Source organism: Pedobacter jeongneungensis (assembly GCF_000633455.1).
Classification (GTDB): domain Bacteria; phylum Bacteroidota; class Bacteroidia; order Sphingobacteriales; family Sphingobacteriaceae; genus Pedobacter; species Pedobacter jeongneungensis_A.
Window position 1 is genome coordinate 176,241 of the sequence record NZ_AYMG01000014.1, and the last position, 16,098, is coordinate 192,338.

Annotated in this window: 12 protein-coding genes; 3 read left to right on the plus strand and 9 right to left on the minus strand. The window is 38.3% G+C overall.

Annotation, left to right across the window (positions count from 1 at the left end; genetic code table 11):
• Nucleotides 1-29: 29 nt before the first annotated feature.
• A complete protein-coding gene (locus tag U859_RS0114535) occupies nucleotides 30-773 on the minus strand; it encodes a LytR/AlgR family response regulator transcription factor (RefSeq protein ID WP_025144087.1) in 744 nt (247 codons plus the stop codon).
• A 384-nt stretch (nucleotides 774-1,157) separates the two neighbouring features.
• On the opposite strand from U859_RS0114535, the gene U859_RS0114540 reads away from it, so the two are divergent.
• Both U859_RS0114540 and U859_RS0114545 read left to right on the plus strand, forming a co-directional pair.
• Nucleotides 1,158-1,532 (plus strand): hypothetical protein, encoded by a 375-nt coding sequence (locus U859_RS0114540; RefSeq protein ID WP_025144088.1) that lies wholly within the window; start codon nucleotides 1,158-1,160, stop codon nucleotides 1,530-1,532.
• A gap of 21 nt (nucleotides 1,533-1,553) precedes the next feature.
• Complete coding sequence (locus tag U859_RS0114545) at nucleotides 1,554-2,048, plus strand: type I restriction enzyme HsdR N-terminal domain-containing protein (protein ID WP_051584703.1); 495 nt, start codon at nucleotides 1,554-1,556, stop codon at nucleotides 2,046-2,048.
• Between the two features lie 261 nt (nucleotides 2,049-2,309).
• On the opposite strand, the gene htpG is transcribed toward U859_RS0114545, so the two are convergent.
• The 7 genes from htpG to U859_RS0114580 form a co-directional block, all read right to left on the minus strand.
• The gene (gene htpG, locus U859_RS0114550; RefSeq protein ID WP_205314401.1) at nucleotides 2,310-4,196 is read right to left on the minus strand and encodes a molecular chaperone HtpG; all 1,887 of its coding nucleotides are present in this window, start codon (nucleotides 4,194-4,196) and stop codon (nucleotides 2,310-2,312) included.
• 1,003 nt (nucleotides 4,197-5,199) lie between these two features.
• Complete coding sequence (locus U859_RS0114555) at nucleotides 5,200-5,940, minus strand: DUF4241 domain-containing protein (protein WP_025144090.1); 741 nt, start codon at nucleotides 5,938-5,940, stop codon at nucleotides 5,200-5,202.
• Between the two features lie 99 nt (nucleotides 5,941-6,039).
• Entirely contained in the window at nucleotides 6,040-6,432 is a 393-nt protein-coding gene (locus tag U859_RS0114560; RefSeq protein ID WP_025144091.1) for a PleD family two-component system response regulator, read from the minus strand.
• Between the two features lie 116 nt (nucleotides 6,433-6,548).
• Nucleotides 6,549-7,412, minus strand: a complete 864-nt coding sequence (locus tag U859_RS0114565) for an N-acetylglucosamine kinase (protein WP_025144092.1) — start codon at nucleotides 7,410-7,412, stop codon at nucleotides 6,549-6,551.
• 248 nt (nucleotides 7,413-7,660) lie between these two features.
• The gene (locus U859_RS0114570) at nucleotides 7,661-8,971 is read right to left on the minus strand and encodes a TolC family protein (protein ID WP_025144093.1); all 1,311 of its coding nucleotides are present in this window, start codon (nucleotides 8,969-8,971) and stop codon (nucleotides 7,661-7,663) included.
• Nucleotide 8,972: 1 nt separating this feature from the next.
• Nucleotides 8,973-12,083 (minus strand): efflux RND transporter permease subunit, encoded by a 3,111-nt coding sequence (locus tag U859_RS0114575; RefSeq protein ID WP_025144094.1) that lies wholly within the window; start codon nucleotides 12,081-12,083, stop codon nucleotides 8,973-8,975.
• Nucleotides 12,084-12,085: 2 nt separating this feature from the next.
• Nucleotides 12,086-13,183 (minus strand): efflux RND transporter periplasmic adaptor subunit, encoded by a 1,098-nt coding sequence (locus tag U859_RS0114580; protein WP_025144095.1) that lies wholly within the window; start codon nucleotides 13,181-13,183, stop codon nucleotides 12,086-12,088.
• A gap of 369 nt (nucleotides 13,184-13,552) precedes the next feature.
• Between U859_RS0114580 and U859_RS0114585 the strand changes: the two genes are divergently transcribed.
• Nucleotides 13,553-15,382 carry a M61 family metallopeptidase gene (locus U859_RS0114585; RefSeq protein WP_025144096.1) on the plus strand — a complete coding sequence of 610 codons (1,830 nt, stop codon included), beginning with the start codon at nucleotides 13,553-13,555 and terminating at the stop codon, nucleotides 15,380-15,382.
• Nucleotides 15,383-15,517: 135 nt separating this feature from the next.
• On the opposite strand, the gene U859_RS0114590 is transcribed toward U859_RS0114585, so the two are convergent.
• Complete coding sequence (locus tag U859_RS0114590; protein ID WP_025144097.1) at nucleotides 15,518-15,982, minus strand: hypothetical protein; 465 nt, start codon at nucleotides 15,980-15,982, stop codon at nucleotides 15,518-15,520.
• Nucleotides 15,983-16,098: the final 116 nt, after the last annotated feature.

A 16,098-nucleotide genomic window follows, 5' to 3' on the forward strand; every position in this document is an offset into this window, starting at 1 on the left:
AGGATCAGCCGGGTCGATGTGAATCTAATTTACTGGTTTCGGTTCGATTTGAGTAAACTGCTCTGAACATAGGCGAAGAAAGCTTCTTTATAGCCTTCGCCAATCTGTATCATTTCATTGTTTACTAAACGGATAATATTTCCATCTACCTTTTTAATCGCTGATTTAGCAACGATATTCGATTTATTAACCCTTATAAAAGCGTGCGTTTCTAAGGCCTTTTCAATCTCTTTTAGTGTAAGATAGGTGGTGTGGGTTTCAGATTTGGTTATAATCTGGATATAATTTTGTAAGGCTTTAATGTAAAGTATTTCATCAATTGCGATATTTGAAAAAGCATATTTATGATCGCCTTTGATATAAAGTGCTGCTGCCTGCTCGGTTTCTTTTGTAGTAACTTTAGCATTGTTGGCCTCTTTCTTTAAAATACGGTCAATGCCCAAAGCAAATTTTGCGAACGAAATGGGTTTAAGTAAATACTGATCTGATTGTACATCAAATGCCTGTAGGGCATAATCTGGATGGGCAGTGGTAAAAATCAAATACTTTGCTTTTTCCCTGATATTCTTGGCAAGTTCTAAACCATTGATGCCAGGCATGTCTATATCCATAAACAATAAATCAATCTCATCGTCGATGCTGATCTCCATAAGTGCCTGCACTGGGCTGGTAAAGGTCTTAAAAATGGTTAGCCCCGGCATTTCTGCAATATGGTCAGTTAGCACCTCAATTGCATGTTGCTCGTCGTCTATAACAACGCATTTTAGATTCATGATTTTAAATATGTTTGTTTTGATTTGATTTGAATGCAAGTTAAATAAAAATGAATTGATTTAGCAAATGGGCTAAAAAAAATCTTGAATCCGTTTCATCTAAAAAACTTACTGGTTTCGTGTAATATTCTGAGGGGTTGATGTAAAAAAATTATTCAGCACGCTTCTTTTTGTAATCTTTAAACTGTTTGCCAAAAACAAAACAATCAGGGAGTTAAAAGCCCCGGATTAAAATTAAACATCTACCTGCCCATTATTGTGTAGCCTGTGGATAAGAAAATAAAAACAGGCCATACAACACTGGGTTACAGATTTTATTAAAGTTTAAAAAAAGAAGAAATACCGAAAAACAAGAAATATTCCCCTACATCTATCTACCTCCAAATGAAACACAACGAATACGAGTACTTACTTAACAAAATCTATTACAAGGGGATTCTTAAAAGCCAGGGAATCAACGCTGATATGTATCAGAGAATGCAAAACGAATACAGCAACTTGGATATGCCAAGCCTTGTAAACGGAAAACTCGATAGCGATTATGCATTCAGAAAATCTTTTTTGGTTGTTCGTAACTATGTTCAGCAAGCCATTAAAGACGGATTAAAAAGCTTTCAGTTTAGCATGAAAGCCACTGATATTAACAAGTTGACTTATATGGTAGATATGCTGAACAGGAACTTTTTTGATAAGCAAAGTTTAGATCAGATCATTATCACAGCAAATTCGGTATTTAACCAGTATAATTTAAAAAACTAACACCTATAAAAGATATATAACATGGAATTAAAAGACGAAATAGGGCAATTTGCCGTAAGAATCAAGAAAATGCTTCCACAAGTTCAATCTGAAGATTTAACAAGGAACGCTTTGGTAATGCCTTTTATCCAAATCTTAGGATTTGACCCTTCTGAGGTTCAGTCTGAAGCGGTATTAGATTTTGGGGTTAAAAAAAGCAAAAAGGTTGATTATACCATTATGAAAGATGGTGAGCCTACAATTTTGGTAGAGTGCAAACACCATAACGATAATTTAGATATCCACGATTCACGCTTATCTAAATATTTCCGTAAAACAAAAGCTAAATATGGTTTATTAACCAATGGTTTGGTTTACCGTTTCTACACAGAGAAAATGGTGAGATCAAAGAAAAACCAGGAGCCTTTGTTCGAGTTTAAAATTACCGATACCAAAGCTGCTACCATTGCAAAAATGATCGAAGAACATAAAGATTATTTCAATGTAGATCATAAACAAGCTCCTTTAGCGAGCTAGAACAATATCCTTCAGAGAATTTATTCCTGAATGCCTTAAAAGAGTCCCGATCAAACGATTGGGACTTTTTTTGTTGCTGGAAAACTTAATTGCTTAATTGTTTGAATCGGTTAACTTTGAGCTACAATTATTAATCATTAGTTGACGAAATAAGCGTTAAACGTAAACGCTTATCGCCAAACACGAAACGCTCAGCGCAAAAAAAGAGGATGTCCGGATTTTCTCCGAACACCCTCTTTTTTATTGTTCCGTATTACGCGATTAAATCAGTTCTACGCTTCTGCTTACAAATGCTGTAAGTTCTGCACCAGTTAACATGCCCTGAGCCAATAGCGCTAAATCTATCGCTTGTTTGGCTAAAGTGCTTTGTTCTGCTTCGTCAGACTTTAAAATCTTACTGATCAACTTATGGTTTCCGTTAATGGCAACTTTGTAGCTATCTGGCATCTGGCCATAAAAGCCCATTCCACCGCCCATAGCAGCCATGTCTTTCATACGGCGCATAAATTCATCCATGGTAATGGTTACCGGTAGTTCTTCAGGGTGTAAAGCCACAATTTCTACCTGCATACCTGGTTTGGTAATCGCTTTTTCGAAAATGGTGGTTACTTCCTTAACCTGATCTTCAGTTAAAACGTGTTCGTTTTGCTCGTCTTTCTCTATTAACTTATCTGCAACGCTAGAGTCAACACGTTTAATCGATGTTTTTTCTAGTTTTTGCTCTAACTGGTTGATAAAGTGGTTGTCTATAGGTGAATCCAATACCAAAACATCGTAATCTTTTTTATTGGCCGATTGGATAAAAGCATCCTGTTTTGAAGCATCGTTGGTATATAAATAAACCACTGTGCCGTTTTTATCAGTTTGTAAAGGAGATACCTTTTCTTTATACTCAGGAAGGGTGAAAAGTTCGTTTTTAGTGTTTCCAACCAAAGCAAAATCTTTGGCTTTATCGTAAAACTTCTCTTCGCTGATCATACCGTATTTTACAAAAAGACCAATATCTTTCCATTTGTCTTCGTAAGCTTTACGATCTTTAGCAAACAGTTCAGCTAATTTATCAGCAACCTTTTTGGTAATGTAATTGTTGATCTTTTTAACGTTGCTATCGGCCTGTAAGAAACTACGTGATACGTTTAACGGAATATCAGGCGAATCGATTACCCCATGCAATAACATTAAAAACTCAGGTACAATATCTTTAACCTCATCAGTAATGAAAACCTGGCGTGAGTAAAGCTTGATTTTGTTGCGCTGCATTTCAAAGTCGTTTTTCAACTTAGGGAAATACAATACACCGGTTAAATTAAATGGATAATCAACATTAAGGTGGATCCAGAATAATGGCTCTTCGCTAAATGGATATAATTCGCGGTAAAAGCTTAAATAATCCTCGTCTGACAAATCTGCAGGAGCTTTTGTCCAGATTGGGTTGGTGGTATTGATAATGTTATCAACCTCAACATCATTATATTTTGCTTTACCTTCTTCATCAACGCCATCTTCAACAGATTCTGTTTTGGTACCAAACTTAATCGGAACAGGTAAAAACTTAGCGTATTTATCCAATATTTCCTGAAGTTTACTTTCTTCCAAAAACTCTTCAGAATCTTTGTTCACGTGAAGGATGATATCGGTACCTCTGGTCGTTTTAGTGCCTTCAGTTATCTCGAATTCGGTACTGCCATCGCAAACCCAACGTGCAGGCTCTGCGCCATCCTGGTATGATAAAGTTTGAATTTCAACTAAATCAGCCACCATAAAGGCCGAATAGAAACCTAAACCAAATTTACCGATGATTTCGTTTGCATCTTTAGCATCTTTAAATTTCTCTACAAACTCACTTGCGCCAGAAAATGCAACCTGATTGATGTATTTTTTTATTTCTTCGGCAGTCATTCCCAAACCATTATCGCTAATGGTAATGGTTTTTGCTTCTTTATCAACAGCAACCTGTACCAATGGTGCGCCCACTTCGCCGCTAAACTGACCTAATGAACCTAATCTTTTGATTTTCTGAACCGCATCTACTGCGTTAGAAACCAATTCACGAAGAAAAATTTCGTTATCAGAGTATAAAAACTTCTTAATTATCGGGAAGATGTTCTCGGTATGTATCGAGATATTTCCTTTTTCCTGTATGCTCATACGTAAATAAATTGTTTAAATCTATATCAGGCATAACAAGGCTTGTTCCAAAAGAATTTGTTTGCCAAAATGACAGTAGGAGGTGAGATGGAAAACGTGAGATGGATAAAGGTCAATATAGAAGAATGATGAATTTTTGATTCCATGGCCTGTGTCCCCACAGACCATTAGTAACCTAATTATTTAATCCATGGTTTGTGTCCCCACAGACCATTAATAACCTAATTATTTTTTGGTTTAGCTAATCATTTGAAAAGCAAAACCTGTGTTTTAATTATTTTTAGTCCCGCTGTACCTCCTGCCAATTGAAGGATTGGCATCCGTCCTATCGGGTTTAGTGCAGTTGATTCTGTGCTGATAGGAGGGGTTTCCCCTCGTGTGGCACCATAAGGGAAGTCATTTTAGATTCCGTGGTATGTGTCCTACAGACCATTAGTAATCTCAGTAATCATTATCTGATTCCAAGGTCTGTGTCCCCACAGACCATTAATAACCTAATTATTTTTTGGTTTAGCTAATCATTTGAAAAGCAAAACCTGTGTTTCAATTATTGTTCGTCCCGCTGTACCTCCTGCCAATTGAAGGATTGGCATCCGTCCCATCGGGTTTAGTGCAGTTAATGCTGTGCTGATAGGAGGTGTTTCCCCTCTTGTTGCACCATAAGGGAAGTCATTTTAGATTCCGTGGTCTGTGTCTCCACGGACCACTAGTAATCTCAGTAATCATTATCTGATTCCAGGGTCTGTGTCCCCACAGACCATTAGTAACCTAATTATTTTTTGGTTTAGCTAATCATTTGAAAAGCAAAACCTGTGTTTCAATTATTGTTCGTCCCGCTGTACCTCCTGCCAATTGAAGGATTGGCATTCGTCCCATCGGGTTTAGTGCAGTTAATGCTGTGCTGATAGGAGGGGTTTCCCCTCGTGTGGCACCATAAGGGAAGTCATTTTAGACTCCGTGGTCTGTGTCTCCACGGACCACTAGTAATCTCAGTAATCATTATCTACTCCTCACTGTAAGCCAGTTCAATATCAATAAACTGGATAATTAGCGAGCAAACATTACCTGCAACATCAAAACCATAATAAACAGGATAGGTGCCATCACCAAAACCACTCTGGAAAAATGGAATGTGATAATCAGTTCCTGGGATTTTCCAGTTAATCCAGTCGCCGGCCTCGCGTTGATAAATTGGGTTTTCAGCGTAGTTAGCGGCAAAAAGTACAGCAAAATAATCATCGTACAAATTTTTGCCTGGGTTTTCGCTATGGAATTTATCCTGAAAGGCACAGAAATATTTTAGTGTTTCCTTATCTAAAACACAACCTAAACCAGCATCTACATTAAAGCCGAAAAATTCACCTTCGCTAAAATCAACAAGGTCTTCAGTTCCGATTAATGCTTCTTCAAACCTGATCGCATCATAAGCGGTAAACTGTACCTTAACCGCGGCATAACGGGCACAATCCTCATCATTATCGTCGGGTACCACTACAGCAGCAGTAACGGGAAATTCGCCTGTTGGTACTTTAATCAGGTACGGCTCGGCATCTTTTTGGATATAAACCAATGGATCGCGGACTAAAATATCTCCAGTTGGGATGGAAACACTTCCGAGTTCAAGGTGATCGATTGTTTTGCCTGCTACTGTTGTTTCTTCGAAATAATCGTTAAGGTTATTAGGGCATGCCAACAGGTTACGTTTTTCATTCCAGGTTTTTAACCACGCTTCACTTGGTTTCATGATAGTAATTTTTGTTTAAACAGATAGATTTGCTATAAAAATAAAAAAGCCAGAAAAATTTAAGGTCTTTCTGGCTAAATATTTTAATCCGATTGGAAATTAATTCAAATGAAAACTTGGTTTATCTTCTTCCAGTGACAGTATTTTGGAAATCTTTTTAAGCAGCACATCCATTTGGAACGGTTTTGATAAGAAATCATCCTGACCGTAATTCAGAGTGGTGAAATCTTTCGGATCGTACAAACCTGAAATCAATAAAATGGGTATTTTAGAAGTGCTTTCGATCGATTTTAACTGTTCGCATAACACACGCCCATCTATATGGCCAAGAGAAATATCGAGTAAAATTAAATCTGGGTTAAAATTTTCAATCCTGTTGAAAATTTCTTCACCATCACTAAGTGCTGAGACCTTAAAGCCTCCGATTTCCAGTATCAATTGTATGGTTTCTAAAACCTCAATATCATCGTCTACTACCAGTATTCTCTTCATATGTGCTAGCAATTTATATGCTATTAAAATTATAACAATGTTTTGTGTTGTTATGTTTACAATCTTAAGAATATTTTAACAATAAATTTATAATTGCCCGAAAATAGATTTCAGCTTTAACTGGCCTGCTGTATAATGCCTTCTTTTTGCAAGATGAAATTGAACAGCTCTTCAATTGGCTTTTGTAAGATTTTTCCCGGCTCAATACCGTTTTCAAGCAATACCGAAATCAATGAATCCTGATAGTAATACGCAATTGATCCAACAAAATGGCATGGAACACTTTTATGTTTCGGGTAATCTTTAACATTCGTATCAACAAATTCCTGAAATCCTGTACGAAGAATATCCTGGATAAAGGGATGGTCTTTATGATTGGCCATGAAACGGCTAAATCCGGCTAAATAAATATTTGGAAAAGGCTTTTGGTAAACATTGGTAATAATCTGTTCCTTTTCGGAAGGAAAAGTTTTTTTAAACTCTGCCGCTAAATTGGCTGGCATTTTATTATACAAATAGCTTAAAAGCACCTTTTTTCCGAAAAAAGTACCAGAGCCTTCATCACCCAGTACATAACCCAGGCCATGGTGGCCATCGTGAATCTTTTTGCCGTCAAAATAACAGATATTAGATCCTGTACCTAAAATACAGTTTAAGCCTTCAGCATTTCCGCAGGTGGCATATACAGAGCCTAAAAGATCATGATCTACAGAGATAAAAGCATTTTCAAAAACAGCCGATAAGCCATTGGAAACCACTTCGTGTTTATCAGGTGAAGAGCAACCGGCGCCAAAAAAGTATATTTCCTTAACATCGCTGGCATACTGGATCAAGAATTCATTTTTGGTAATCAGTTTGGTAATTTCCTGCTCACTTAAGAAATAAGGGTTTATTCCGGGAGTGCTAAATTTAATGGTTTCGCCATTATGATAGCCCATCCAATCCGTTTTTGATGAGCCACTATCTGCAACAAGTATCATGGGATTAAATATAAAAATTAATTACAGAATTTTATGATTGCAATAATTTCTTTACTTCTGTTAAACCATTTTAGTTAATAAAAAAATAAACAATCATCAATAACAAATGATCAATCAATTACCAATGAACTAGTTGCGCGTTTAGTGCCTGGCGCATTTAGTTTAGGATAAATAATTTATCACTCAGAGACTTTATGCGATCTTGAGCTACTGCAAACCAATGAACGAATGACCATTAAATAAATGAACTATTTTGATAAATCTATATTTCCGCTAATTGCTTTTAAATTGGTTTCTGCTATTTTAGCCTGATATTGCATTTCGATAAAACGATTTTGTGCGTCAATGGCGTTGCGTTGTGCTTCTCTTAACTCTAAAGGAGCGATGCTGCCCAAGCGGTATTTTGCCAGTGTGATATCAAGATTTTCTTTTGCAATATCTACATTGCGCTGTTCTAATTTAATCAGATCCAGATAAGTGCTGTAATTTTGATAAGCTGTGAGCAATTGCGAATTTACATCGAGTTTGGTTTTGCTTAAGGTTAAAGTCGAGTTTTCAATGTCTATCCTGGCATTGCGCTCATTTTGTCTTTGTAAAAAACCGTTAAATAAATTAAGGCTTGCAGTAACCCCATAGGTAAATCCGTTTGCGGCAAATTTCTGGTTAAAGCCTGTTGGACTGGTACTGTTTGCCCTGCTGTAACCAGAATTTAAACTGATAGATGGATATCTTGCCCCGCGCACAGATTTTAAGTTTAAAGAGGCAATGCGCTGGTTAATAAAGGCATTTTGTACATTCGGATTTTGCTGTTCGGCCATTTCGGCCATCTTGCTAAATAAAAGGCCTTTATCAACATCGATATTATTATCCACCGAAAATGAAGTGCCGATATCCCTAACCATCAACTGGTTTAACCGCACTTTAGCCACTTGCAGGGCATTTTTAGTTTGCAGGTAATTTGAGGTATCGGTATTGTAATCCACCTGTGCTGTTAGTACATCAAGTTTTGAACCGCGACCCAATTGTAATTTGGTTTTAGCAATATTGGTACGCAACACAGAAACATCCATAGCACTATCGGCAGCAATAACAAGCTGTTGTTGCCGCACTACATCATAATAAGCGGTAATTACATCGGCAACGGTGGTTAAAATGGTTAATCGCGAATTAAGTTCACCCTGTTTTTGCAGTTCTTTCAAACGATCGTAATTGGCAAACATGCTAAAACCGTCAAAAATGGTCCAGTTTAAGTCGGCACCGTAGCTATTATTGGTACTTTTTGCACCCGTAATCACCCGGTCAGGACCTGTTGCAGGCGTTTGACGGGTATTTTGGATACTTCCACCATTGGTATAACTTCCTGATAAATTAGGCAACATCCCTGCATTACCGATATTGGCATTGTTTTTTGCAATATCGATCTGGTTTTTGCTGATTTTTATGTCGTAATTATTCTGTAAGGCAATTGTTATGGCCTCTTGTAAGCTTAGTTTCTCTTGTGCAAAGCCCGAAAGCGATAGGCTTAACAACAGGATCAATATTTTTAATTTCTTGCTCATCTTATTCTTCTGTGTGTAAAGCTTCTTGTTCAAAACGATGGGCTTCTTTTAATTCCTTGTTTGGTTTGTATGGTTTTGCCCAATAAGAGTAAATGGCCGGGATTACAAATAAGGTTAATACCAGCGAGAACAATGTTCCACCCACAATTACGGTTCCCATACTCATCCTGCTTTTTGCAGCGGCGCCTAAAGCCAAGGCAATAGGTAAGGCACCAATCGCAATGGCTAAACTGGTCATTAAAATCGGGCGCAAGCGCGAAACAGCGGCTTCTCGTATGGCTTCCGGGATGGGAGTGCCTTTTTCTTTTAACTGGTTGGCAAATTCGACAATCAAAATACCGTTTTTAGTTACTAAACCAATTAACATAATGGTTCCGATCTGGCTGAAAATATTCCAGCTCTGTCCGCAAAGCCACAGTGATAAAAATGCACCTGCTACGGCCATTGGTACGGTTAAAATGATGATAATCGGATCTTTAAAACTCTCAAACTGTGCCGAAAGGATTAAATAAACGAGTAAGAGGGCTAAACCGAAGGCAAAGAAAGTGTTTGATGAACTTTCTTTAAAATCCCGCGATTCTCCACTCAAATCGGTAGAGAAGGTTTCGTCCAGTACTTTTTTAGATATGGCATCCATGGCATCAATACCTTCACCAATGCTTTTTCCTGGGGCTAAGCCAGCTGAAACGGTGGCAGCGATAAAACGATTGTTCCTGTATAATTGCGGCGGACTGCTTTCTTCTTTAGCGGTAACTACGTTATCCAGCTGAACCAGTTCGCCTTTATCATTACGTACGTAAACCGAACTTAAATCCAATGGATCTTTTCTGTCGCCACGGTCAAACTGACCGATTACCTGGTATTGTTTACCATTCATGAAGAAGTACGAGAACCTTTGTCCGCTTAACCCCAGATTTAAGGTTTGGGCGATGGCAGAGATGGAAACACCTAAATTTTTGGCCTTATCACGATCAATCGTCAGGTTAATTTCGGGTTTGTTAAATTTCAGGTTCACATCCGAAACGGTAAAAGTAGGATCTTTAGATACGGCATCCATAAACAAAGGAATTTTCTCCCTTAGCTTTTCGAAATTCTGCGCCTGAATAATATAACTGATCGGTAAGCCTCCCCGGCGACCAACCGAAATGGTAGGCTGCTGGTTAACGATGGTTTTGCCCTCGGCATATTTTTTGGTGATGCGGGTGAGCATATCGGCAATATCCTTTTGCGAACGTTCACGCTCTTCCGGATATATCAAACCCATCCTCACAAAACCTGAGTTTACTGAACCTGATCCACCAAAACCCGGAGAGGTAATGGTAATGTTTACATTTTTCTCCGGAACAGAATCAATCACCAATTGGTTCAGTTTCATGATAAACTGATCCGTATAGGTAAAAGATGCACCTTCTGGCGTAGTTACGTTGATATTGATTGCGCTTCTATCATCATAGGGAGCAGTTTCTTTTGGTAAAATCTTCCAGAATAAGAAAATTAAGCCCATACACACCAGAATAATCGGAATGGAAAGCCATCTTTTATCTAAAAATTTATTCAGATTCGATTCGTACGCATTGTTTAACTTCACAAAGTAAGGTTCTGTCCAATTGTAAAACCTTGATGGTTTATGCCCCCCTTTTTTCATCAGGTAAGCATTCAGCATTGGGGTTAAAGTAAGCGATACAAAGGCTGATACCAATACGGCAGCGCCGATTACCACTCCAAATTCCCGGAATAAACGCCCCACAAAACCCTGTAAGAAAATTACCGGTAAGAATACTGCTGCAAGGGTAATGGAAATGGAAATTACGGCAAAAAAGATTTCGTTTGATCCTTTAATGGCTGCCTCAAATGGCGACATGCCCTCTTCAACCTTTTTAAAGATATTTTCGGTTACCACAATACCATCATCTACCACCAAACCTGTAGCCAATACAATGGCCAGTAAACTCAATACGTTTATCGAGAAGCCAAAGGCATACATGATAAAGAAGGTGAAAACCAGCGATACCGGAATATCAATCAATGGCCTGAAAGCAATGGCCCAATCCCTAAAAAACAGGTAAATGATCAGAATTACCAGCACCAGTGATAAACCAATGGTTTCGGCCACCTCTGTTACCGAACGTTTAATAAACAAGGTATTGTCTAAAGCTACTTTAAGCTTAATGTCCTGTGGAATATCAGCTTTTAATTTATCAAAACGTTTGTAAAACTCTTTACTGATATCAAGATAATTGGCTCCAGGCTGTGGAATAATGGCAATGGCCACCATCGGTTTGCCCGATTCGCGCAAAATGGTTTCTTCGTTTTCCGGGCCTAAAACTGCATAACCAACATCTTTTAACTTAATTACCTGATTGCTGTCTGATTTCAGGATCAGGTTGTTAAACTGGTTTTCATCGGTCAGTTTTCCAAGGGTTTTTACCGTTAGCTCTGTTGTTGCACCCGTAATTTTTCCTGATGGAAGCTCCACGTTTTCGTTATCCAAAGCGGTAACAATATCCTGCGAGGTTAAACCGTAAGCACTCAGTTTATTAGGATCCATCCAGATACGCATGGCATATTTCCTTTGCCCCTGAATCTGCACACTACTTACACCTGGAATGGTCTGGATACGGTCGGCAATTACGTTTTCTGCATAATCGCTTAATTCTAAGGTATTTCGTTTATCACTCTGGATCGTCATCGATAAAATCGGATCAGAGTTTGCATCGGCCTTACTTACCACTGGTAAACCGTCGATATCTTTAGGTAAAGTACGTGCTGCCTGCGATACTTTATCGCGGACATCGTTTGCCGCCTCTTCAATATTTTTATCAAGGTTAAACTCAATGGTGATGTTACTGGTACCCTGGTTACTCGATGAAGAAATATTCCGGATCCCATCAATCGAATTGATTGATTTTTCTAAAGGTTCGGTAATCTGCGATTCGATGATATCTGAGTTGGCGCCTGGGTAAGATGTTCTCACCGAAACCACTGTTGGATCGATAGAAGGATATTCCCTTACACCCAGAAAGGTATAGCCGATTATCCCGAAAAGGACAATCAATAAGTTCATTACAATGGCCAGAACGGGCCTTTTTATACTCGTGGTTGAGATACTCATAATTATTCTTTAACCAAATGAACTTTTACAGGAGCATCTTTCTTTAAAGCCATCGATCCGGTTGTTAATACCGTATCGCCAACTTTTAATCCTGAAGTAATTACGATATTTTCATCGGTACGTGTTCCGGCCTCAACCTTAACTTCCTGTGCTTTCCCATTCTTTTGGATATATACAATCTTGCCTTTTAAAACGGGTACCACTGCTTCATTTGGAATCAATATTGCATTTTGCAGGGTGCTTAATGCCAGTTTGATCTTCGCAAATGAACCTGGTAACAGCGCATTATCTGCATTTGGTGCCAAAGCCCTGATCTGTAAAGTCCGCGTTGCAGCATTAATTCCAGGCTCTATTGCGTAAACTTTTCCTTTGTTCTCTTTTGATGAGCCATCGGTGGTAAAGGTAATTTCTGAATTTATTTTAATCTGTCCGGCATACTTCTCAGGAACTGAAAACGTAACCTTAACCGGATTGGTGCTTACCAGATTGGCAATTACCGTTGCTGGTGTTAAATAGGTTCCTGCTGAGATGCTGCGTAAACCAACACGACCTGTAAAAGGCGCGCGGATGGTAGTTTTTGCCAGTTGTGCCCTGATTAATTGTGCCTGCGCCTCTAAAGATTTTAAATCGGCTAAAGAAGTATCATACTCTTCCTGACTGATGGCGCCTTTGGCTAAAAGCTGTTTAGCCCTGTTTTCGTTTGTTCCCGAAAGCTTTTGTTTGGTTAATGCATCCTGCAACTGTGCCTGTATATCCCTGTCGTTTACTTTTACCAGCACACTTCCTTTTGATACAGTTGTACCTTCCTGAAAATAAATGCCGGTAACCAATCCCGATACTTCACTTTTAAGCACAACAGATTCGTTGGCATCAATGGCGCCTGTAATTTCAAGGTCGTTATCAAATGATGTTGTTTTTACCACAATACCATCTACCACAAGTGGTGCCGATTTTCCATCTTTACCACCTGATTTTCCTTTTCCTGCCCCTGCAGATGCCCCTCCTTTGCCCTCGAGTTTTTTGTTTGCGTTAATTCTGTAATAGACTAAATAAGCCAGGCCTATGGCTAAAACAGCATAGATAATATACCTTTTCTTCATGTTTATATTTGTGTCGTGCGTATTCCAAACATTAAAATAAGATTAATGTTCCAGAATTAGAGCGTAAAAATATTCAAATAGTTTAGTCCTAAATTTGTTGTATTAAGGATGTTACCGATTTTATTCCGGATTCTGAAGTCGGAAGTCCATAGTTTGGATGCAAAATAATAAGTACTGATTAATTATTATCCCTCGAAAATCAACAAATTAATGCCTGGTGCCACTTGGCTGTTAAAGTTCCATCCGCTTTCCGCATATCGCCCAACGCCAAACGCGGGGCAAACAGAAACAACTATTTTACACCACATTTAGCTATTTTGTTCCAAAACCTCATCAATAAATATAAATTTGCAACAAAACACCCTCAATATGTTTAATAAAAAATCAATTTTAAGTTTAGTTTTACTACTAACGTGTATTATGGCAGCGAAGGCGCAGGTAAAAATAGGCTTTGAGGTTTCTTTTAAAGAGCCACAGGCACACTATGCTGAAGTGCAGATGAATATTTCTGGCTTAGCAAAAGATTATGTAGATGTAAAAATGCCAGTATGGACCCCTGGTTCTTATTTGGTGCGTGAATTTGAAAAAAGTGTAGAAGAATTTAAAGCTACAGCGGCAGGTAAAGCGGTTAAAGTAGAAAAGGTAAGAAAAAATACCTGGAGAATTTTCTCTGCAAAAGCGGCCAATATCCAGATCAATTACCGTGTTTATGCATTCGAAATTTCGGTGCGTACACCATTTATCGACGAATCACATGCATTTTTATCTCCAACAGGTATTTTTATGCATCCTGATGGTTTGATCAAATCGCCAAGTACCGTAAAAATTATTCCTTTCAATACCTGGAGCAAAGTTTCAACCGGTTTAACACCAGTTGCAGGCGAGCAGTTTACGTATAAGGCAACCGATTTTGATATTCTTTACGATAGTCCTATTGAAGTGGGTAACCAGGATGTTTTCGAATTTACAGCAGCCGGTGTTCGTCACGAAGTGGCCATGTACGGTGGTGGTAACTACGATAAGGAAAAGCTTAAGGTAGATATGGCCAAAATTGTTGAAAAGGAAACTGAAGTGTATGGCGAAAACCCAAATAAACACTATGTTTTTATCGTACACAACTTTTTAAAAGGCGGCGGCGGTTTAGAGCATTTAAACTCTACTACTTTGGGTGCGAGCAGAAATGCATACAATACCGCAGAAGGTTATAAAGGCTTTTTGAGTTTGGTTGCACATGAATATCATCACCTTTGGAATGTTAAACGTTTGCGCCCTGTGGCATTAGGCCCATTCGATTACGATAATGAGAATTATACCACCAACCTATGGGTAGCTGAAGGCTTTACTTCATATTATGAGAATAAATATATACACAGGGCTGGTTTTACAGATATAAATGAGTTTTTGAAAGATCTTGCAGGTGGGGTAGGTACAGTTTTAAATACACCTGGTGCAAAATATCAATCAGCAGCTTCATCAAGTTATGATGCATGGATTATCGGTTACCGCCCGAACGAAAACTCAAAAAACAATTCTATCTCTTACTATAATAAAGGAGAGGTGATCGGTATTTTAATGGATCTCGAAATCATCAATGCCACTAAAGGCGCTAAAAGTTTGGATGATGTAATGAAAGCCATGTACTTACAGTGCAAAACTTTAAAACGTGGTTATACCGACGCAGAATTTAAAGCCATGGTTGAAAAAATATCAGGAATCAGTTTTACCAATTTCTGGGCAAAATATGTGAACGGTGTAGATGATGTTGAATATGTAAAATACTTCGCTTATGCCGGTGTAGATGTATCAACAGAAAATGCAACACCTGGCAAACCGGTTACAGGTGCTTCCGGACAGTTAACCAATGACGGTTTAGTAATCACCTCAACAACAAGAAATTCTGCAGCCTGGATTAATGGCTTAAATGTGAATGATGTGATACTTACTTTAGACGATACTACATTAAGTGATGCATTATCAACCGTGAGGTTAAAAAGCCCGATGATTTCTTTAGACGCCATCCCTTTGGTAGGTAAAAAGAATATCGGTGATGTACTGAAATTAAAAGTTAAACGCGATGGTCTTGAAAAAGAAATCTCTTTAACCTTAAAAGAAAACCCGAATGTACGCTTAAAAGCAACCGTTAATGAAAATGCAACTCCTGCACAAAAAGCAGTGTTAAAAAAATGGACGGGGGTTTAGTTTAGAGTCTTAATTCCTCAGTCATGAGCCTATAGTTCAAGGCATAAAAAAATCCCGTAAGATGAATTTCTTACGGGATTTTTTATGTTGCGTACTTCGCTTAACGCCATGCGCCTAACGCTCCACGCTTTCCGCCTAGAAAGTATATCTAAAGCCTAAACCGAATCTTCCAGCATTAAAATCGCTATCATTACTGCCGATGTATAACCTTGGTCTCCAGTCTAAAGCCAACGCTAAAGGTGCACCTGAGAATTTATAATCTAAACCCACCATTGGTACTAAATAAAAGCTAGAGCCACCATCATACAATTGGATAGAAGGACCACCACCTAAGTACCAATCTAAGCCTTTAGCTCCAGGGATTGAAGAGTTATATTGAAGAAACCCTTGGATAATGGTAGAGTTTCCGCCAAATAACACATCACCTTGAATGGCTGCTTTTGGACTGAAGTGATGTCTGATTGAGGGACCAACCAATGTTGCGCCATCACCAAAATCAATGCCTAAACCTAATCCGGTTTTATAGTTTTGGGCTTTAACGTTTGTTGTACTGAAGGCAAATAGTGCAATACATCCTAAAATTGTAAATAACTTTTTCATAATTTAAGTGTTTTTTAAATAATTACCAGCCTAACAACTTTAGTGCCGTTTATGTTTTTTTGGTCAAAATCTAAAATCATAAAAAACAATGCTTGCATAGTAATTTTGTAATTGCT